The 19,672-nt window shown below is 70.9% G+C and carries 16 protein-coding genes; 11 read left to right on the forward strand and 5 right to left on the reverse strand.

Annotated elements, in window-relative coordinates; genetic code table 11:
* Positions 1 to 10: 10 nt before the first annotated feature.
* Complete coding sequence (locus O7617_RS02850; protein WP_282261315.1) at positions 11 to 409, reverse strand: hypothetical protein; 399 nt, start codon at positions 407 to 409, stop codon at positions 11 to 13.
* A gap of 382 nt (positions 410 to 791) precedes the next feature.
* Here O7617_RS02850 and O7617_RS02855 point away from each other — a divergent pair, with 382 nt between their 5' ends.
* The 4 genes from O7617_RS02855 (at position 792) to O7617_RS02870 (ending at position 5,018) form a co-directional block, all read left to right on the forward strand.
* Positions 792 to 2,036: a family 16 glycosylhydrolase gene (locus tag O7617_RS02855; RefSeq protein ID WP_282261317.1), complete on the forward strand. Its 1,245-nt coding sequence runs from the start codon at positions 792 to 794 to the stop codon at positions 2,034 to 2,036.
* A gap of 159 nt (positions 2,037 to 2,195) precedes the next feature.
* Complete coding sequence (locus O7617_RS02860; protein WP_282261318.1) at positions 2,196 to 3,218, forward strand: DUF4331 family protein; 1,023 nt, start codon at positions 2,196 to 2,198, stop codon at positions 3,216 to 3,218.
* 254 nt (positions 3,219 to 3,472) lie between these two features.
* On the forward strand, positions 3,473 to 4,018 hold the full coding sequence (locus O7617_RS02865) for a hypothetical protein (protein WP_282261319.1): 546 nt from the start codon (positions 3,473 to 3,475) through the stop codon (positions 4,016 to 4,018).
* 40 nt (positions 4,019 to 4,058) lie between these two features.
* Positions 4,059 to 5,018: a hypothetical protein gene (locus tag O7617_RS02870; protein ID WP_282261320.1), complete on the forward strand. Its 960-nt coding sequence runs from the start codon at positions 4,059 to 4,061 to the stop codon at positions 5,016 to 5,018.
* Positions 5,019 to 5,080: 62 nt separating this feature from the next.
* Here O7617_RS02870 and O7617_RS02875 read toward each other — a convergent pair whose 3' ends face one another.
* The 4 genes from O7617_RS02875 to O7617_RS02890 all read right to left on the reverse strand — a co-directional run bounded on the left by O7617_RS02875 (position 5,081) and on the right by O7617_RS02890 (position 9,800).
* Positions 5,081 to 5,533 (reverse strand): pyridoxamine 5'-phosphate oxidase family protein, encoded by a 453-nt coding sequence (locus O7617_RS02875; RefSeq protein WP_282261321.1) that lies wholly within the window; start codon positions 5,531 to 5,533, stop codon positions 5,081 to 5,083.
* Positions 5,534 to 5,656: 123 nt separating this feature from the next.
* Positions 5,657 to 8,611: a fibronectin type III domain-containing protein gene (locus tag O7617_RS02880; RefSeq protein WP_282261323.1), complete on the reverse strand. Its 2,955-nt coding sequence runs from the start codon at positions 8,609 to 8,611 to the stop codon at positions 5,657 to 5,659.
* A gap of 222 nt (positions 8,612 to 8,833) precedes the next feature.
* Entirely contained in the window at positions 8,834 to 9,064 is a 231-nt protein-coding gene (locus O7617_RS02885) for a DUF2188 domain-containing protein (protein ID WP_088990612.1), read from the reverse strand.
* A 73-nt stretch (positions 9,065 to 9,137) separates the two neighbouring features.
* Entirely contained in the window at positions 9,138 to 9,800 is a 663-nt protein-coding gene (locus O7617_RS02890; RefSeq protein ID WP_282264616.1) for a M23 family metallopeptidase, read from the reverse strand.
* Between the two features lie 87 nt (positions 9,801 to 9,887).
* Between O7617_RS02890 and O7617_RS02895 the strand changes: the two genes are divergently transcribed.
* The 7 genes from O7617_RS02895 to O7617_RS02925 all read left to right on the forward strand — a co-directional run bounded on the left by O7617_RS02895 (position 9,888) and on the right by O7617_RS02925 (position 19,669).
* Positions 9,888 to 12,323 carry a PEP/pyruvate-binding domain-containing protein gene (locus O7617_RS02895; RefSeq protein WP_282261326.1) on the forward strand — a complete coding sequence of 812 codons (2,436 nt, stop codon included), beginning with the start codon at positions 9,888 to 9,890 and terminating at the stop codon, positions 12,321 to 12,323.
* A gap of 28 nt (positions 12,324 to 12,351) precedes the next feature.
* Positions 12,352 to 13,017 carry a hypothetical protein gene (locus O7617_RS02900; protein ID WP_282261328.1) on the forward strand — a complete coding sequence of 222 codons (666 nt, stop codon included), beginning with the start codon at positions 12,352 to 12,354 and terminating at the stop codon, positions 13,015 to 13,017.
* Positions 13,018 to 13,069: 52 nt separating this feature from the next.
* On the forward strand, positions 13,070 to 13,636 hold the full coding sequence (locus O7617_RS02905) for a TetR family transcriptional regulator C-terminal domain-containing protein (protein WP_282261329.1): 567 nt from the start codon (positions 13,070 to 13,072) through the stop codon (positions 13,634 to 13,636).
* Between the two features lie 59 nt (positions 13,637 to 13,695).
* The gene (locus O7617_RS02910; protein ID WP_282261330.1) at positions 13,696 to 14,898 is read left to right on the forward strand and encodes a low temperature requirement protein A; all 1,203 of its coding nucleotides are present in this window, start codon (positions 13,696 to 13,698) and stop codon (positions 14,896 to 14,898) included.
* A 50-nt stretch (positions 14,899 to 14,948) separates the two neighbouring features.
* Entirely contained in the window at positions 14,949 to 15,620 is a 672-nt protein-coding gene (locus O7617_RS02915; protein ID WP_282261332.1) for an ATP-binding cassette domain-containing protein, read from the forward strand.
* Between the two features lie 78 nt (positions 15,621 to 15,698).
* Positions 15,699 to 18,737, forward strand: a complete 3,039-nt coding sequence (locus O7617_RS02920) for an FtsX-like permease family protein (protein WP_282261334.1) — start codon at positions 15,699 to 15,701, stop codon at positions 18,735 to 18,737.
* A complete protein-coding gene (locus O7617_RS02925; RefSeq protein WP_282261336.1) occupies positions 18,734 to 19,669 on the forward strand; it encodes an ATP-binding cassette domain-containing protein in 936 nt (311 codons plus the stop codon). Before O7617_RS02920 ends, O7617_RS02925 begins: the two co-directional genes overlap by 4 nt.
* The last annotated feature ends 3 nt before the right edge of the window (positions 19,670 to 19,672 follow it).

Here is a 19,672-nt window from a genome sequence, read left to right on the forward strand (position 1 = left end):
CAGCGCCGGATCAGCCGACCTGGGCTACCGGGGCCGGGCGGTGCTTGATCTCCTCCATGAACGGGAACCGGGCGGTGAGCTCGGCGAACGGCAGCCCGGCCTGCCAGGCGGCAGCCACCTGGGCGACCTGCAGCAGGTCCATGACGTCGCCACGCCCGAGGACCTCGCCGGAGATCCGCAGGTCGATCATGAAGTATCGGGCCTGCGAGCCCAGCTTGACGCAGACCACGCCCTGGTCGGAGTGCAGTTCGGCGCAGGTGAAGCGGCTGCGGCCCTGCTCGGGGGCGGTGACCCGGCCGATGTCGAGCCCGTGGCGGGTGGCGGTCTCGATGAGGGCGGGGGCCAGACCACCGTGCTCGACCAGGTCCGGGTAGAGGCGTACACCCAGTGCCGTCGACGCGTCGCTCATGACTGACTCCCACTTCCTTGTGACAGAGACCAGCAGCACGCAGGTTACGAGAAGGTTTCCCGCACGCCTCGCCATCCTGTCCCGGTTGGACGCCCCACGGCAATAGGAAGGGTCGATTCGACCGCCATCGAGTAACGGTCGGGGTTCCCGGCATCCGGGGACGGGTTGCCGTCGTCCACCTCGGAGGCATCGACGAACCTCGCGTCCCCATCGCACTCCGACATCCCACCGTTCACTGGGCAGCATCGGGCGGTAACGGACGGTCGTCATATTGGAAACACTCTTGACAGAAAGGATCCGGCATCGACATGCTTCATTGTGGAGAGCGCTCTCCGCCTCTTCGTCACGACGCCTCCATCACCTCCACGCTGAGGAGCCTCCCGTGTTCACAGCCCGCTTCCGACCACTCGTACTCGCGGCGGCCGCCCTGGTCACGACCACCGTGGCACTCGTCGTCCCGCCGCAGCCGGATCGAGCCGAGGCCGCCATCGGCCCGATCAGCTGGCAGGACGAGTTCAACTCCCCCGCCGGCACGCCCGTCGACCAGAACAAGTGGCGGTTCGACATCGGCGGCGGCGGCTGGGGCAACAACGAGCGGCAGTACTACACGAGCAGCACGAGCAACGCCGTCCACGACGGCCAGGGCAACCTGGTGATCACCGCCCGCCGCGACAACCCCGCCAACTACCAGTGCCACTACGGGCGCTGCGAGTACACGTCGGCCCGACTGCTGTCCGCAGCCACCTTCACCCAGACGTACGGCCGGTTCGAGGCACGGATCAAGATCCCGCGCGGCCAGGGCATCTGGCCGGCGTTCTGGATGCTCGGCACCGGTGGTGGTTGGCCCGACGCGGGCGAGATCGACATCATGGAGAACATCGGCCGGGAGCCCAACACCGTGTACGGCACCGTGCACGGGCCCGGCTACTCCGGAGGCGGCGGCATCACCGGCAGCCGCACCCTCGGCAGCCCTCTCGCCGACGGCTTCCACACCTACCGGGTCGACTGGGAGCCGAACGTCATCACCTGGTACCTCGACGGGGTGCAGTACCACCGGGTCGACCCCGCGCGACTCGGTGGCAACCGGTGGGTGTTCGACCACCCGTTCTTCATGATCCTCAACGTGGCGGTCGGCGGTAACTGGCCCGGCTACCCGGACGGGTCCACGCAGTTCCCGCAGCAGATGCTCGTCGACTACGTCCGGGTGTCCAGCTACACCTCCGGCGGAGGTGACCCGGCGCCCGGCACCAGCCGGATCCGGGGCGCGCAGAGCGGCCGCTGCATCGACATCCCCGGCGCCGACCCGGTCGAGGGCGCCAAGCTGCAGATCTGGGACTGCAACACCACCGCCGCGCAGGCGTGGACCTTCGCCTCCGACGGAACCGTCCGCGCGATGGGCAAGTGCATGGACCCCGCCTGGGCCGGCACCGCCAACGGCACCGAGGTCAACCTGGTCAGCTGCAACGGCAACACGGCGCAACGCTTCACCCTCAACGGGGCCGGCGACCTGGTCAACCTCAACGCCAACAAGTGCGTGGACGTGCGGGAAGCCAACCCCAACAACGGCGGCAAGCTGCACCTGTGGGACTGCCTGGGCGCAGCCAACCAGAAGTGGTCGCGCATCTGAGGCACCACGAGTGGGCCGTCCGAGGACACTCTCGGGCGGCCCACCCCCCGGGCCGCTCCGTCGCCCGGGTGAATCAGAAGCCAACCCTCGCCGCGGTCGAAGCCACGCCGGTTACGTTCGGATCGATCCAGAGATCCGGCCGTTCCCGGGAGTGAGTTCATGTCGCACCACCTCGACACCCCCCTCGCCGCCCAGGGCGGTCAGCTCTACATCGACGACCTCTACGTCTTCGACGGCGACCGCGCCACGGTGTTCGTCATGGACGTCAACAGCTCGGTGACCAGGGCCGACATCAAGCGGGGTTTCCATGCGGAGGCCCGCTACGAATTCAAGATCCACATCAACGGTACGGAGCTGGAGGACCTGACCTACCGGTTCGCCTTCGGTGAAGTCGACGCCGAGGGCAAGCAGACCTTCCAGTTGTACGAGCTGACCGGATCGGACGCTCGGGACGACGCCGCGATGGGCACTCCCATCGCCGAGGGGCGGACCGGTCAGGTGTCGACCGGCGGCAACGTCCGGGCCTGGGCCGGGCGGATCACCGACCCGTTCTTCGTCGACCTCGACGAACTCGCCACCATCAACGGAGCGGTCAAGGACGGATCGACTGTGGACCGCTCAGCGTGGCGCGTCGACCAGGCCAAGAACAGCTTCGCCGGCACGACCGTCGAGTCGATCGTCCTGGAGGTCTCCCACGACGAGCCACTGCTGCGCGACGGCACCGAGATCGGCGTGTGGTGTCGCACCCTGCTGGCCACCGACGCCGGGGGCTGGCGTCAGATCAACCGCGCCGGCCACCCCATGATGTGGCCGATCTTCTGGCCGCACGACACCGACTTCTCGAACCCCGCCAACTTCCGCCACCCCAGTCGCGACCTCGCCGAGGACGGCGAGGAGATCGCCAACGCGGTCGCGGGTGTCGTCGCGGCGAACGGCACCGCACCGGACCCGCAGGCGTACGGCTGGAGTGTCGCCCGACAGCTCTACCCCGACGTCCTGTCGTACAAGGTCGGCACGGCCGCGAACTACGGCTTCGCGGTCCGCAACGGGCGCACCATGGCCGACAACGCGCCCGAGGTGATGTTCTCCCTGATCCTCAACACCGGCACCACCTCGGGTCTCACGCCGGAGGTCACCAAGGCCGCCCGTGCGAACACCTTCCCCTACGTCGTGCCGGCCTGACGGTCCGCGCCCCGCGGACCAGGCTCCGGTGGCCGACGCTCGGCCCGCATGCCGAAGGCCCGGTTCGCCGCACGATCGGCTTGTCAGCCCAGTCGCGATCGCTCGCTGTCATAACGACCGGCGGGCGATCGACTTCTCCCAGCTCACGATTGCCAAGCGACCGGGTGACCCCGAGCCGTTCGCCCATATCGAGGCGTTTTGCGTAGTTAGCCTTAGAACGCGCCGTTTGGGCGATTCAAGGATAAGGAGATTCGATGCGCAGGAAACTTCTCGCGGGTGTGGCCGGCGTCGCCGCCGTCGTCGCGCTCGCCGGACCGGCCGCCGCGGACACGACGGGCGACACGATCGTGACCCTGACCGTCGACGCCGCCGGCGGTTTGTCGATCACCGTCCCGGCCTCGGCGAACATCGGGCACGGTGTCGAGGGCTCGACGATCACCGGCCAGCTCGGTCCGGTCACGGTGCTGGACCAGCGCGGGTCGCTCACCCCCAACTGGACCGCCAGCGTCATCTCCACCGACTTCATCACCGGCGGCGGCTCGTCCGGGGAGACGATCCCCAACATCAACGTCCTCTACTGGTCGGGCCCGCCGACGGCGACCGCCGGCGGCGGCACCTTCACGCCCGGCCAGCCGACCGCCGCCCAGCAGGTGATCATCAACGTGCCCCGGACGGCGATGACCCACACCGGCGGCACCGGCAACAACTTCGCCACCTGGAACCCGACCCTGGTGGTGAACGTGCCCGTCGGCACGGTCCAGGGTGTCTACACCGGAACGGTGACCCATTCGGTGGTCTGACCCGCTCGGCCGGCTGGCGCTGCTGGCCTCGGTCGCCCTCGTGGCGCTCGGGGTTTCGGCGGCGCCGGCCGTTGCCGTGCGGGAGCACCGACAGGAACCCGCCGAGGAGGCCGCGATCAGCATCCGCCTGCTCGACATCCCCGCCAGCCGCGTGCAGGACCCCCGCGCCCAGGTCTACATCGTGGATCACCTGAAGCCCGGGACGACGATCAACCGCCGGGTCGAGGTGCGGAACACCTCCGGCGAGTCGCAGGAGATCGACTTCTACTCCGGGGCGGCGTCGGTGGAGAACAACGCCTTCACCGTGCCGGAGGGGCGTACCGGAAACGAACTCAGTGGATGGATCCGGTTGAGGACCGCCACGATGGTGCTGGCCCCGGGCGAGCGACGGCCGGTCGAGGTCGAGATCGCCGTGCCGAGGAAGGCGTCCAAGGGCGAGCGGTACGCGGCGATCTGGGCGCAGGTCACCAGCGCGAAGGAACGCACCGGCAACGTCACCCAGATCCACCGGGTGGGCATCCGGGTCTACCTGGACATCGGTCCGGGTGGAGAACCGCCGACCGACTTTCGCATCGACGGTCTGGCCGCCGAGCCCGGAACAGGCGAGTTCCCGGTCGTCACCGCGCAGGTCACCAACACCGGCCAGCGCGCGCTGGACATGACCGGCACCCTGTCGCTGAGCAAGGCCGCGGTCCGGGCCGGTCCGTTCAAGGTGACCAACGGTGTGACGATCCTGCCCGGCCACAGCGGCCAGGTCCGGATCGAGGTCGACCAGGCCCTGCCCGCGGGGACCTGGGACGTACAGGCGAAACTCGTCAGCGGCATCGTGGAACGCACCGCGACCGGGACGATCAGCCTGCCCGTCGCGGCACCGATGACTGTCGCGACGTCGGCAGGGCCGAGGTGGTTGGTCTACACGGTCGGCGGGTTCGCCGCGCTGGTGCTGGTCACCCTGGGCGGCTGGTACCTCGTTCGCCGACAACGACCCCGGCTCGCCTGAGCACTCGGAGACTGCCCGGCCGTTCCGAGCGGAACGGCCGGGCGGTGACGCGTCGGCCACCCTCAGACCAGCCACCGACCGTCGCGCATCAGGTCACGGCCGGCGATCTCGTTCTCCTCCCGCCACGCCTGTATCCGACGGGGTGTCACCCGGAAGTACGCGTAGGGGGTCGGGCCGATCCGCGCATCCCAGAGTCTCGCAGCGAACGCGTCGGCCAGTTCGCCGGGCACGGTGTCGCTGGAGAACGTCTCCACGACGCCGTCGATGAGGACCACGTCCCGCGTCGAACCGACCGACATCCGCACCTGTCCGGAGGCCCGCAGGTTGCGCGCGGTGGGCCTCGACTCGGCCGTGGCCATGGTGAAGGCCGTACCGTCCCAGAGGAAGGACAGCGGCACCAGGTACGGGTCGCCGTTCCGGTCCGCCGAGGCGACCCACGCGTCCAGGTCGTGGTCGAGGCGGGCGAGCGTGTCCCGCTTCCGTTGCTGAGCGGTGCGCGGTGGTTCGGGTAGCAACTTCGAGTCCCCCTTCGAGGCGCTCGCGGATGTTCCGCCTGCCAGACGCCTGATGAAGGATCGCTGTTGAAGCCCACTTCACCGCAAGCGGCGACGACTGACACCACCGGATTTCACGACGGCCTAAATGACCGAATGCGTCACGACCGCCACGTAGTCACCGACCACCACCTCGGACGGGATCGTCAACCACAGGGTCGGGTTCCAGGTGGCGGAGTTCGGGCCGCCGCTCGGGCCGGACCACCCGGCGGCCGTACGCGGGGTGTTCAGCACCGCGCCGGGCTGCGGGATGAACGTCCCGACGCCGGTGGCGGCAGTCGCGGCACCGGAGGCGTACGTGATGCTGCTGTTGGGGATGGTCTCCCCACCCGAACCGGATCCCGTGGTGAAACTCGTGCTGGAGACGACGCTGACCCAGTTGCCGGAGAACGGCCCTCGGTCGTCGGTGACGGTCACCGGGCCGAGCTGGCCCGAGACGCCTGTCGTACCCGAGGTGACGGTGCCCAGCGCGGAGATCGCCGGGACGCTGATGGAGAGCCCACCGAGCGGGCTGATGACCAGCTCGACCGGTCGGGTCGCGGACTGGTCGTACGAGTCGGTCACCCGCACGGTGAAGGGGAACGTCCCGGACACGGTGGGTGTGCCGGAGAGCAGACCGGTGACCGGGTCGAGGGTCAATCCGGCGGGCAGGGTGCCGGCGCTCGTCGACCAGGCGAAGGGAGCCGTGCCGCCGTTCACTGTGAACTGGTACTGGTACTGGTCGTAAACCTTGCCGGGCGGCGGCGGTGCGAAGGTCAGGGTCGGTGCCGGGTTGACAGTCACCGACGCGGACGCGGCCGACTGCGGGCCGGTCCCGGCGGCGTTGATCGCCGCCACCCGGAAGGTGTAGGTGGCACCGCCGGTCAGCCCGGTGACGATCTGGGTCGTGGCGGTTCCGGTGAAGGTCTGCGGGGTCTGCGCCACCCCGGCGAGGTACGGCGTCACGGTGTACCCGGTGATGGCCGACCCGCCGTTGGTCGGGGTGGTCCAGCTCAGCCTGGCGGCGGTGGTACCCGCGGAGGCCGAGGTGATCGTCGGGGCGCCGGGCAGGGTGTATGGAGCCACCGCCGCCGAGGCCGGGCTGGCCGCGCCGGTGCCGTACGCGTTCACTGCGGCCACCCGGAAGGCGTACGCGGAGCCGGCGGTCAGGCCGGTCAGGGTGCGGCTGGTGGTGGAGGCGTCGAACGAGAGCGTGGGTTGGGTGACGCCGTCCCGGATCGGGGTGATCAGGTAGCCGGTGATCGGGCTGCCGTTGCTGGCCGGCGCGGTCCAGCTCACGGTGGCGCTGGTGAAGCCCGCGACGGCGGTGGGCGTGGCCGGAGTGCCCGGTGCGGACGCGTAGACGTAGGTCGCCGATCCGGCGGAGCCGCGGGTGACGACGCTGACGGTGACCGTCGCCGGGCTGGACCGGGCGGGCATGGAGGAGATGCCGAGTGTGCCGTTGGGGTTCGCGGTGAAGCAGCCGGGGGCCGGGCCGGAGGCGCACGGCAGCAACAGCACCGAGGTGCCGGCCTGCTGCTCGGCGGCCGTACCGATGGTGATCGCTGTCGCGCCGGTGAGGTTGCTGCCGCCGACGGTGACCGCGATGCCGCCGGAGATCGAGCTTTGGGCCGGGGTGACTGTGACGCCGGTCGGTGCGGTCGCCGGGGCGACCGGTGTGGTGCCGGTGGCGAGCCCCGGGTTCGCGTCGATCGACGACGAGGTCGCCACGGTCGCGGTCTGGATCTGCGTCGGGGTCACGCCGCTGCCGGTGACCGTGGCGACGATGGTGATGGGCGGCAGGAACGTGCCGCCGGCGAACGGGCCGTTGCTGTTGGTGCAGGTGATGGTCTGCCCGGACGGTGCGCCGCAGATCCAGCCGGACCCGTAGGCGGCGCGCGGTACGACACCGGTGGGGACGGTCTGGGTGACCGAGATCGGTGCCGTCTCGGCGGCGCCCGCGTCGACCCCCGCGGTGATCGAGTAGGTGACCGGGTCACCGGGTTGCGGGGAGGGGCCGACCGCACTGGTCTGCGACACGTTCAGGTCGGGCACCTGGTTGAAGCTGACCGCCCGCGCCTCGTCGACCTCGTGGAAGTCGGTGACCGAGCCGGTGGAGCCCACCCAGCCGAAGGCGAGCTGCCGTGGGTAGCCGTCGGCGTTCAACCAGGTGGGCGACGGGTACAGGCTGGGCGACACGACCGGCAGCACGCCCTGCAGCATCCGCGGTTGCCCGCCGACGGGGGTGAATCGAATCCGGTACTGGCCCGCGGGGGTGGTGATGCCGGTGTCGGTGGTGTACGGCGACGAGGTGGTGTTGATGACGACCTCGACCGGTACCACGGACGCGGCCCGGGTGTTGGCCCGCAACGGGATGGCCGGAGCCGAGGTGCTTCCGGCGGTGCTGTTGAGCGCGCAGTAGCCGACGCCGTTGCGGCCCGGTCCGCGAACGACGACCTGGCCGGGGACCCGCCCACCCGTGGTCGAGATGTACGGCGGGTTCGTGCAGCCGGTCCCCTGGTAGGTGCTGCTGCTGAAGTTGCCGAAGACGTCCAGGCCGATGCCCAGGTATCCGTTGGACAGGCCCGCCGACACACCGTTGAACGCCGCCGAGTAGCCCAGCGAACCGCCCGACGGGCCGAGGGTCGACGGGGACCTGGGGTTGGCCGGGTCGACGGCGGCCAGTGCGAAGGCGAGGCCGTCCGCACCCGGGTTGCTGCCGCCGTACTGGTAGGTGTTGAAGGTCAGGTGCAGGCCCTGCGAGGTGGGCACGCTCACCGCGGCGAACACCCCGCCCTGCCGGTTCACGGTGGCGGGGGTGAGGCGCAGTTTGCCCGCGCCCTGCGGGTCGGTGGAGGTCGTGCAACTCAGCAGCGGGCCGGCGGTGGTGTTGCCGGCGGCACTCAGGCAGGCGGCGTTGGTGCCGCCGGCGACGGGCGCGGCGGGCACCGCGACCGCGCCGATGCCGTTCGCGGTGTTGTTGTGGAACGGCTGGTCGAACAGGACGGACCCGGCCGCCGACGCCGGGACCGGCCCGAACGCGAGAGTCCCCACGAGCACGACAAGGACCAGTGCGCCGGCACTGGTTCGACGACGCCGGCCCCACAACGACATGCCCACTCCCAGCTTTCACTTCAGTCTCGATTCGGACTATAACCTCCCAAACCACCCATATTTTCGGTACGCGGATAACGGTCGCAGGCCGACGATGGCCTCAGTGAGAACGGACCGACCCCCGTCGGCTCCTGCCGAGGGGGTCGGTGAGAACGTGGAACGAGGGCGTCAGCCCTCGATGTCCCGGGGATCGCGGCTTCGCGGGTAGGTGTTCTTCTCCCCGATCGTGCCGTCCTGCTTCTTGACCACGTGTTCGACACCCCGGTCGGCCGCCATCTCGCGACCCTGGGCCTGCGCGTCGGCCTTCACGTCATGCGTGCTGCTGGCCCGCTCGTTGCCCTCCGGCTTGTTCTTCCACTGCCCGTCCTCGTGGTACGTGTCGACGTCACCCTTGGCCATGGCCAGCTCCTCCCTGCGACCGAAACTGTTCCCCGAACCAGTGCCCCGGGACGCGGCGGGCAAACCGCCGTCCTCAGGAGACGGGCGCCGGGCAGTTGTTGCTCACCCGCCGCAGAATCTGTTCACGGTCGTCGGTGGTGATGCCCGACGGCGTACCGTCGAAGTGGGTCTCGACCTTCTCCCAGCCGCGCCGCTGCTCGTAGTGCAGGTGCGGCGCCCCGGAGTTGCCGGTGCTGCCGAGTTTCCCGATCTGTTCGCCCTGGGCGACCTTCTGGCCGACCTCGACCAGCGGCGGTTCGAGCAGGTGCAGGTACTGCGTCTCCCACGTGCCGCCGTGGTCGATCTTCACCCAGTAACCGCCGCCGCGCCCGCGTGGGCCCTCCGGGTTCTCCGGCGTACGACCGCCGAGCGACCCGTTGACACCCGCCACGGTGACCGTTCCGGCATAGGACGCGAGCACCGGACGCCCCCACGTCTCACCCTCGACGGGAAAGAAGTCCACGTCGTAGTCGTCGTGGCCGGGATAGGTGCTGAGCTGCCAGGTCTCGCCGCAGGCGACGGGCATCTGGAACAGCGGGCGCGGACCCGCCGGTCGAAGCATCGGCACCACGACGACCGCGACACCGAGGACGGCCGCCGCCGCGACGAGCGCGAGGAGCACGAGGAGGGTGCGGCTTCGCGGGCGGCGGTGGGTGCGGGCTCTGGCGGGGCGGCCGGTCGTCACCGGCCCGAGCATGGCAGACGCCGGCAACGTCGCGGCTCCGGGTCACCACCGAATCGGAAACATTGCAGTTGCATCGTGAACGAGCTACGGTCGCATCCGATGCAGTCGTATTGCAACGAGAGTGGGCCCGCGATGCACGTGATCCCGTTGTCCGAGGTGACCACCGAGATGCTCGACCTGGTCGGCGGCAAGGCCGCCGGCCTGGGCGAGCTGATCCGGCGCGGCGAACGGGTCCCCGAGGGCTTCTGCGTCACCACCGAGGCACATCGCCTCGGCGTGATCCCCACCGCCGAGGTCACCGCCGCTTACGAGCGGCTGGGCGCGGGCCCGGTCGCGGTGCGCTCCAGCGCCACCGCCGAGGATCTGCCCGACGCGAGCTTCGCCGGACAGCAGGACACCGTGCTGGACGTCGTGGGCGCCAGCGAGGTGATCGCCGCCATCGCGAAGTGCTGGGACTCGCTGCACAACGACCGGGCGACCGCCTACCGCGACGCCCACCAGATCGACGGTCGGCAGGTGCGGATGGCCGTCGTCGTGCAACGCATGATCGCGCCCAAGGTCGCCGGGGTGCTCTTCACCGCCAACCCGCTCACCGGTCGTCGCGACGAGATGGCCGTCGACGCGGCACCGGGTCTGGGCACGACGGTGGTGGACGGCGCGGCGACCGTGGACCACTACGTCCTCGACGACGTCACCCGAGACGACACCGGATGCCTGACGTCCGCGCACCTGGCCGACCTGCGAGCCACCGGCGAGCGACTTCAGGCCCACTTCGGCTGCCCGCAGGACATCGAGTGGGCGATCGACGCGCACGACGTCCGGTGGCTCCTCCAGTCCCGGCCGATCACCAGCCTGTTCCCACAGCCACCGGCCACCGACAAGCCTCTCCCCCGGGTCTACCTGGAGTTCGGTCACGTCCAGGGCATGCGGCAACCGGTCACCCCGATGGGCATGTCGACGCTGCGGACACAGATCGCCGCCATGCTGGCCTCGCTGGGTGTGCGGGTCGAGATCGTCGACATCGGCGGGCGGCTCTACGGCGACCTGACCGACCTGGCTCGGGACCGGTCCTCCCGCAAGCGGCTGGTCAAGCTCATGGCTGTCGACTTCGGGCCACGCGCCCAGGCGGTGATGCAGCACGTGCTGGCCGATCCCCGCTTCGCCCCGACCAGCGGCGGTGCCCGGCGCGGCGGAACACCGACTGGGGCGTCGCTGCGCACCGCCCGACGCGCGGTCGTGGGGATCCTGCGGGCCCTGGCCCGTCCCGACACCGCGCGGCTCCGGATGTTCGAGGCGATCGAGCAGATGAGGACACAGTCGGCCGCCCCCGCCGACCTGCGTACCACCGCCGACCGGCTGCGCTTCGTGCAGGCGCGCGACGCCGACGACAGCGCCGACGCGATCATGTGGCCGATCGTCGCGGGAATGCTCGCCGCCGCGTTGCCGACCACACTGCTCAAGGGCCTCGCCGGGCCGGACGAGATCCACACCGTGCTGGGCGGCATGCCGCACAACGTCACCATCGAGATGGACCTGGCACTGTGGCGGCTCGCCCAGAACGCGGGCGAGCACCGGCAACTCCTCCTGGACACCCCGCCGGCCGAGTCGGCCGCGCGCTACCTGGCCGGGACCCTGCCCGACATCGGCATGGCCGCCTTCCTGGCCGCCTACGGTCACCGGGGCGTCGCCGAGGTCGACCTCGGCGTGCCGCGATGGGAGGAGGACCCCACGCCGGTCTTCGCCGCGGTCGTGAACTACCTCCGGGTCACCGATCCCCGGCAGGGCCCCGATCAGCGCTTCCGACGGGCCGCCTCCGCGGCGGAGGCAGCGCTGGAGGAGCTGACCCGGCGAGCCCGCCGTCGGCGGCCGGTGCGGGGCACCATCGCCGGATTCCTGCTGCGCCGGGCGCGGTCGTTGGCGGGCCTGCGCGAGGCCGGCAAGTTCGCCGGGCTCTACCCACTGCGCGAGACACGCCGTCAACTGCTGCTCATCGGGGCCGACCTGCACCACTCGGGGTTGCTGGACCAGCCCGACGACATCATGTTCCTGACCCTCGACGAGGTGCACACCGCCGTACACCAGGGGGTTGATCCGCGGGCGACGGTCACCACCCGACGGGCCGTGTACCGGCGGGAGTCGCGGCGCCGGACGGTGCCGGTGGCGCTGCTCTCCGACGGCACCGATGTCGAGGCCGTCCTGCCGGCGGTGGCCGGCGGCGACGGGACGCTGACCGGCGTGGGCGCGTCGGCGGGCCGGGTGACCGGCCCCGCCCGGGTGGTCCACGACCCGCGGACCGCCCACATCGAGCCCGGCGACGTCCTGGTGGCCGCGACCACCGACCCCGGCTGGACGCCGCTGTTCCTCACCGCCGCCGCGCTGGTCACCGAGACCGGCGCGATCATGGCGCACGGCCCGACGGTGGCCCGCGAGTACGGCATCCCCGCCGTCATCTGCGTGCCCGACGTCACCCGGACGATCCGCACGGGGCAGGTCGTCACCGTGGACGGCGCCGCCGGCACCGTCACGCTGCACTGACCGCCGACAGCTACCGAGAAGGACGACGATGAGCGACACGAACGCCCCGGCCAGGGCGCGGGTGGGCCAACTGCTGCGTCGCGCGGCGCAGGCCGAGGCCGCGACGTGGCGCAGCCTCTACCTGTGGGCGCGACGCCGCCCGCTGCCACTGGGCCCCGGCGACGAGCCGTTCGGCTACCTCGGCGTGGTCAAGCCGATCCTGGGCATCTTCATCGGTCTGTCGGTGGTCGAGATCCCGATCTTCGATGTCGTCGTCACCCACGTGGTGCCCTGGCGACCCGCCCGGTGGATCGTGCTCGGCCTCGGCATCTGGGGTCTGCTCTGGATGATCGGTCTGTACGCCGCCATGACCATCCACCCCCACGTCGTGGGCGACCGGGGTCTGCGGGTGCGGCTCAGCTCCGGCATCGACGTCTTCGTCCCGTGGACGGACGTCGAGGCGCTGCGAAAGCGGTACCGCTCGCTGCCGTCGAGCAGGTCGGTGCAGGTCGAGCAGGAGGGCGACCGGCGGGTGGTGTCCATCTCGGTCGGCAGCCAGACGAGCATCGACGTCCTGCTGCGCCGGCCGATGACCTTCGACCTGCCGAGGGGTGGATCCGTGCCGACGAATGAGCTGCGACTGTACGCCGACGACCCCGACGGCCTCCTGCGCAGCGCCCGGGGCACCCCCACGAGCACCACCGTCAGCCGGTGACCACCGCCGCAGGCGGAGTGCCCGGATCACCCACTGTGAAACGATCGAGGCCATGCCCAAGAAGGTCGATCACCAGGAGCGACGCACCCTCATCGCGGACGCGTTGATGCGGGTCGCCGCGGATCAGGGGCTGGAGGCCGTCAGCCTCCGACACGTGGCGGCCGCGGCCGGTGTGTCCGCCGGAATGGTCCAGCACTACTTCCGGACCAAGGACGAGATGATGGCGTTCGCGTTGAGCGTCGTCCGCGAGCGCAGCCAGGTCCGGGTCACCGACGCGGTGGCCCGGCTGGGCGAGAACCCACCGCCCCGGCTGCTGCTGCGGACCCTGCTCGCCGCGTTGCTACCCCTCGACGAGCACACCCGCGACGACGGGCGGGTGGCGCTGGCGTTCCTCGCGTACACGGCGGTGCGGCCGGCCGCCGCCACCGGCCTCCGTGCGGGCACCCGGCAGCTCACCGAGTTCATCGCCGGCCTCCTGCCGGAAGGCCGGGGCGACGCCGCCGCGGCCGGCCTGTTGGCGCTGATGGAAGGGCTGGGTGTCTACCTGCTCGGCGGGCAGTACACGGCCGAGCAGGCGCTGGACGCACTGGATGCTCACCTCGACCTGCTCTTCGGCTGATCTCGTCTGAGCTGGGCGTTGGCCCGCGCACCCGGTGCGGGACAGACCAGGATGAGCGGATGAGCCGCGGCCACCATTCCCGGCCGGTGCTGGTCGAGGAGGCGCACCGGGCCACCACCTTCGAGATCTTCTTCGACCTGGTGTTGGTCTTCGCGCTCACACGGCTCATCGGCTTCATGGCGGAGTCGCTGGGGCCGCTCACCCTCTACCACGGGCTGCTGCTCCTGCTCTGGTTCTGGTACTCCTGGAGTTGCTACGCGTGGCTGGCCAATCAGGTCCGCGCCGACAAGGGCCCGGTGCTGGCCGGCATGCTCGCGGCGATGGCCGCCATCTTCGTGGCCGCGCTGGTGATCCCGGAGGCGTGGCAGCGCCATGACGGCGCGCTGAGCCCGCCACTCACCCTGGCCGTCGCCTACATCGTGGTCCGAGGGCTACACCTCGGCCTGATGACCTACGCCTCGTCCGGCAACCCGCAGTACCGCCGGCAAACCCTGCGCTTCGCCGTGTCCACCATGACCGCCTGGGCCCCGCTGCTGGTGGGAGCCATCCTCGGCGGGACCGCGCAGACCGTGCTGTGGACCGTGGCGTTCATCGTCGACTACGGCGGCGGCCGGCTCACCACCGCCGTCAGCTTCGGGGAGGTTCGCAGCGGAGCCCACTTCGCCGAACGCCACGGCCTGGTGCTGATCATCGTGCTCGGTGAGTCCCTGCTGTCGGCCGGGGCCGGCGTGGGCCGGGCCATGATTGCCTGGCCGGTGCTGTTGGCCGCGGTGTTCGGCTTCGCCGCGACCGTGTGCCTGTGGTGGCTCTACTTCGTGGGCGTCGCCCCGGCCGCCGCGAACGTGCTGACCGCGGCCCCACCGGGCTCCCGGCGTCGCCAGCAGTTGGCGTCGGACGCGTACACGCTGGCACACCTGCCGCTGGTCGCCGGGGTGGTCTACTTCGCGTTGGGCCTTCACCTGGTCCTCGCGAGTCTGACCGATCAGCCGGGCCACCCCAGCGGGGAGCCGATGGTGTGGCCGGCGACTGCTGTGCTCTACGGCGGAACCGCGCTCTACCTCGTCGGCCGTCTACTGTTCCTCCGGCTGACCGTACGCGACACGCCGGGCCAACTCGTCGCGCTCGGCCTCGTGCCGGCGTTGATGCCGGTGGCCCGGATCCTGCCCGCGCTGGCCGCACTCGGGCTGCTGGCGGCCTTCCTCGCCGCCCTGGTCCTGCACGAACGGCTGACCCAGGTCCGAGCACGTCGCACCGCAGGCTGAGCCACCGGGATTGTGCGGGTCGGCGAGCCGTGGCAGTCTGCGGATCATCGATGCCGGGCAGGGGGCGGTGGCACGTGTTGAGCATTGACGGGATCTCCGTCGGTTACGGCGACGGGCCGGCCGTCCTCAGGGACGTCTCGATGGCAGTCCGTCCGGGTCGGTTGCTCGCGGTGACCGGGTCTTCGGGCGCGGGCAAGACCACTCTGCTCAGCGCGATTGCGGGGCTGCTGCGGCCACGTGCCGGCGCAGTGAGCGTCGACGGGCAGCCGCTGCGCGACCGCGATCACGCGGTGCAGCACCGGATCGTCCTCATCCCACAGGACAACGGTCTGGCTCCCATCCTCACCGCAGCCGAGAACCTCCAGGTGGCTCTCGTGGCCGACGGCACGCCACCACCCGAAGCCCGTCGGCAGACCGCCGCGACATTGGAGCTGTTGGGGCTCTCCGGCCAGGCCGACCAGCTCGTCGAGGAGTTGTCCGGCGGTCAGCAGCAACGTGCGGCCGTCGCCCGCGGCCTGGCTCTGCGTGGCGACGTGCTGCTGGCCGACGAGGTGACCAGCGAGCTGGACGCGGGCAATCGGCAGCGGGTGCTGGGGCTGCTCCACGATGAGGCGCGGCGGGGCGCTGCCGTCGTGTTCGCCACCCACGATCCGGATCTGGCCGCCGCCTGCGGAGCCGAGCTGCATCTCGTCGAGGGGCGAGCGGAGATCGTCCGCGGCTGAGGGAGTGCCGTAACCGTTGGGTCTCGGTCCATCCGCCGGGACGGTGAACGAGCGGTCACGTCAATACCCTCACCATCAATGCTGACGGTCATCTGGGGAGCGCTCGCGGCACGCCGGGCACACGCCTTGGCGGTGCTCCTGCTAGCAGTGCTCGCCAGCGCCGCCGCCGCGGCGGCACCGAGCTATGTCGCCGCGGCCGGGCAGTCCCTGGCCAGCTACGAGATGTCGAAGGCGTCGCCGAACGAGCTTCGGGTACGGCTCACCGAAGTCGTCGAACATCCGGGAATGCCAGCCGACCCCGCACGCAGCATGTTCGCGGCCAAGGTCAGGCAACTCACGCCGGCCGGATTCGACGTCGTCCTGGGCGCCCAGAGCGGTGGCGTCGCCGCCGGCCGGGCCGGGAGCGTGACCTCGAACCTGACCTTCCGAGCGGGGGTCTGCGAGCGGGTCGACCTGACCGGAGCCTGCCCTCGGTCCACCTCGAAGGGTCAACTCCCCGAGGTCATGGTCAGCACGCACACCGCCGCCCGTCTCGGCGTCGTCGTCGGTGATCAGTTCACCTTCGGCGCGGTGCCGGTGCGGGTGGCCGGTGTCTACCGACCGCGGGACGTGACCGATCCGTTCTGGCTCGGCGCGGAGCTCATTCGGCCACCAGCCGCAGGGCCACCCGGCACGTCGATCGCGGGCAGCGCCCAGGATGCGATCTTCACCGCCGAGGTCGCACCCCTGGCCGACGAGCAGGCGATCCTGCACGTGTCGACAGCCGACCTCTACGTCACCGAGCACCTGTTGGACAGCCGGTCCGTACGGGGCCTGCGAGACGCGATCACGATGGTGCAGCGCGACGGGAGCCGCGAGGGCTTCGGTGCCGGCACCACCCTGCCGAGCCTGCTTGATCGCGTCACCGTGCAACGAGGGCAGTTGGCCGACGGCGTGACGCTGGGCGCCGGGCTGTTGGTCCTGCTCTGCTGGCTGGTGCTCTTCGTCGCGGTGAGTTCGGCCGCCGACCAGCGTCGACCGGAGCAGGGCCTGCTCCTGCTCCGCGGGGTGCAGCGCCGACGCCTGTGGGTGCTGGCGATCGGCGAGCACGCCGCACCCGCGTTGGTCGCGATCCCCCTCGGCTGCCTGGGTGGCCTCGCCGCCGCCAAGGTGCTCGCCGCGCACACCCTCCCGGCCCGCGCCGACGTCACGGTGGACGCCACCGTGATCGGCTTCGCCGCCATCGGCGCCCTCGGCGCGCTCGCCGCGGTGCTGCTGGCCCAGGCTCGGATGTTGTCCGCACCAGTCATCGACCTGCTACGCCGGGTTCCGGCACGGGTACGGGGGTGGCGGTCGACAGTCGGTGATGTCGTCGCGGTGTCCGTCGCCGTGGCTGCCGTCGTGCAGTTGCGCTCCGGCGGATCGCCCAGCGGACTGGCACTGGTGGCCCCGGTCGCCGGGGCACTCGCCGCAGCGGTGCTGCTGGCGCGAGTCACCATGATCGCCGGCGCCGCGGTGGGTGGTGCGCTGCTGGCGCGTGGCCGGACCGCCAGTGGTCTCGCCCTGGTGCAGGTGGCTCGGCAACCACGGTTCCGGCCCCTGATCGCGCTGCTCACAGTGGTCGTCGCGATGCTCGCGTTCACCGTCGCCACGAGCGAGGTCGCGTCGGCCGCCTACCGTGACCGGGCGACCGTCGAGGTCGGTGCGCCGCGCGTGGTCGAGGTCGACGCCACGTCGCGTTCGCACCTGTTGGCAGCCGTTCGGGCGGCCGATCCCGAAGGTCGCTTCGCGATGGCCACGGTGGTGACGGACTCGTCCTCAACGATTGGTACACCGTTGCTGGCAGTGGACTCCGACCGGCTGGCGACAGTGGCCGGGTCGCATCCGTCCTACGGCGTGTCCCTGGCGGACGTCGCGCGAAAGATCCGCCCAGCTGTGCCCGGGGAACCTGTGCGACTGCGCGGGCGCCTGCTCACCGTTCAGATCTCCGCCAGCTTCGACGCCAAGCTCTTCGGCGGCAATCGGGTCCGCCTCGCGGTCACGGTCTCCAGCGCCAACGGCACCCGAGTGGTCACCTCTCGCGATGACATCGAGCCCGGCCGTAAGGGCTACGTCCTCCAGGTGCCCGAGTGCACGCAGGAATGCCGGCTGGTCAAAATCGACATCGTCGCACCGGTGGTGTCCGGAAACCTGGAGGCCCGCTTCGAGGCATTGCGAACCGGCGATGAGGACGGCGATCGCGAGAACATCGTGCTGACCGGTGCGCAGTTCGCCGACCCGACGCGGTGGCGGCTGTCCGATCCCGACGACACTTTCCTCGACGTCGCCAGCGGGACGGAGGCGGCGCTCGTTCTCACCGTGACGGAGAACCGGCGTGCGACGCCGGCCGGGATCGCAGTTGTCGACGCACCCTTCCCGCTACCCGTCTACCTGACCCGGTCGATGGGAACGCCGCTCGCCGGGGTCCATGCGTACGACGGGGTCGACGGGACACCGACCAGGGCGTTGGTCGGTGGTCTGGCCGATCGTCTGCCGCGGCTCGGTCGATCCGGTCTGATTCTCGACCTGGAGTACGCGGATCGACTCGCCGTCGCCAGCCAGAATGGCAACGAAGAGGTCTGGTTGGCTCGCACAGCCCCCACTGACGTCCTCGACCGACTTCGCGCCCAGGGCCTGGTCATCAAGAACGACCGGACGGCCATCGCCCTCCGCCAGGATCTCGATCGGCAGGCGATGGCGTTGGCCGTGCGCTTCAACATGTTCGCGGCGCTGGCGGGGGTGCTGATCGGAGCGGCCGGCCTGGTCGCGATGGCGGCGGCCGAGCAGCGTAGCCGGGTGGCCATGTTGGTGGCGCTGCGTCGGCAGGGGTTGCCACCAGGCGCGGTCCGTGGCGGCTACGGATGGCCGGTCGCGGTCGCCGCCGTCTCGGGCGCCCTCGTCACAGTGGTGATCTGGCTTCTCACCCGAAGCGGCCAGCGGTTGTTCAGTGACGGCCGCTCCCCGGTGCCAGTACCCGAGTGGCCGGACGTCGGCCGTCTGTTGGTGTTCGTGGTGCCCACGGTCACGCTGTTCGCCCTCACCGCAGTCGTTCTCGGTCAGGTTGTCGCCGCCTCGGTACGCCGCCGGACTGGCCGATGACCGCCGAGGCGCACGAGTCGGTGCCCGTCACCCTGCCGGCCGGAGGCGTGGCCGTCACCTGCCACCGGCTGATCCACATCTATCCCACTGCCACCGGTGACGTCGTCGCGCTCTCCGGGGTGGACCTGCGAATCGCCGCCGGCGAGATGCTGGCGCTGGTGGGCCCGTCCGGCTCGGGAAAGTCCACTCTGGTGGCGATCCTCGGCGGGCTCACGCAGCCTTCCGCCGGGCGCGTCTACGTGGGCGACCACGAGCTGTCCCGACTCTCCGCCAAGGGCCTGGCCGCTCTGCGCGGGGCCACTGTCGGCACGGTGCTCCAAGGCGCCGAACGCAACCTGCTGCCGTACGTGTCGCTGGCGCGCAACGTCTGGTTGGCGCAGCGACCTGCGGCACGCATCGCCGGACGCCGGCTCGATCCGCCGGAGGCGATCCTGGACCTCGTCGGCCTCGGCGGCGCCGGCGCCCGGCGGATGGGCGACCTGACTCCTGGGCAGCGTCAGCGGGCCGCTCTGGCGCAGGGGCTCGCGGCCGGGCCCGGTCTGCTCCTGGTCGACGAGCCGACCAGCCAGCTCGACGGGTCCGGTCGGGACGAGGTGCTCGCGGCGCTGGCCACCGTCAACGCGGAGCGGGGCACCACAGTCGTCGTGGTGACCCATGACGGCGAGGTGGGTGCCCGGTTGGGCCGCGCCGTCACGATCCGGGACGGTCGGGTCGGGGCCGAGGGGCGCGACGGGCGGGACTTCGCCGTGGTGGCCGGCGACGGCACGATCCAGTTGCCGCCCGAGACGTTGGCCGGCTTCCCGGCCGGAACGCTCTTCGAGGTCGACCACACCGACCGGTCGGTGACTCTGCGCGCTGTGGCCACCCCGTCGCCCGGCGGCGCGGACGACGGGGTGGCGAGGGTCGGCGGCGAGCCCGACCACGCAGGCTGAACG

This window comes from Micromonospora sp. WMMD1155 (genome assembly GCF_029581275.1).
Classification (GTDB): Bacteria; Actinomycetota; Actinomycetes; order Mycobacteriales; family Micromonosporaceae; genus Micromonospora.

Bases quoted from the DNA above. Each gene is read 5' to 3' on its own strand.
- O7617_RS02850 (WP_282261315.1), bottom strand. From the start codon at position 409: ATGAGCGACGCGTCGACGGCACTGGGTGTACGCCTCTACCCGGACCTG.
- O7617_RS02895 (WP_282261326.1), top strand. From the start codon at position 9,888: ATGCAGTCGTATTGCAACGAGAGTGGGCCCGCGATGCACGTGATCCCG.
- O7617_RS02890 (WP_282264616.1), bottom strand. From the start codon at position 9,800: ATGCTCGGGCCGGTGACGACCGGCCGCCCCGCCAGAGCCCGCACCCAC.
- O7617_RS02915 (WP_282261332.1), top strand. From the start codon at position 14,949: ATGCCGGGCAGGGGGCGGTGGCACGTGTTGAGCATTGACGGGATCTCC.
- O7617_RS02885 (WP_088990612.1), bottom strand. From the start codon at position 9,064: ATGGCCAAGGGTGACGTCGACACGTACCACGAGGACGGGCAGTGGAAG.
- O7617_RS02910 (WP_282261330.1), top strand. From the start codon at position 13,696: ATGAGCCGCGGCCACCATTCCCGGCCGGTGCTGGTCGAGGAGGCGCAC.
- O7617_RS02900 (WP_282261328.1), top strand. From the start codon at position 12,352: ATGAGCGACACGAACGCCCCGGCCAGGGCGCGGGTGGGCCAACTGCTG.
- O7617_RS02905 (WP_282261329.1), top strand. From the start codon at position 13,070: ATGCCCAAGAAGGTCGATCACCAGGAGCGACGCACCCTCATCGCGGAC.
- O7617_RS02925 (WP_282261336.1), top strand. From the start codon at position 18,734: ATGACCGCCGAGGCGCACGAGTCGGTGCCCGTCACCCTGCCGGCCGGA.
- O7617_RS02860 (WP_282261318.1), top strand. From the start codon at position 2,196: ATGTCGCACCACCTCGACACCCCCCTCGCCGCCCAGGGCGGTCAGCTC.
- O7617_RS02865 (WP_282261319.1), top strand. From the start codon at position 3,473: ATGCGCAGGAAACTTCTCGCGGGTGTGGCCGGCGTCGCCGCCGTCGTC.
- O7617_RS02920 (WP_282261334.1), top strand. From the start codon at position 15,699: ATGCTGACGGTCATCTGGGGAGCGCTCGCGGCACGCCGGGCACACGCC.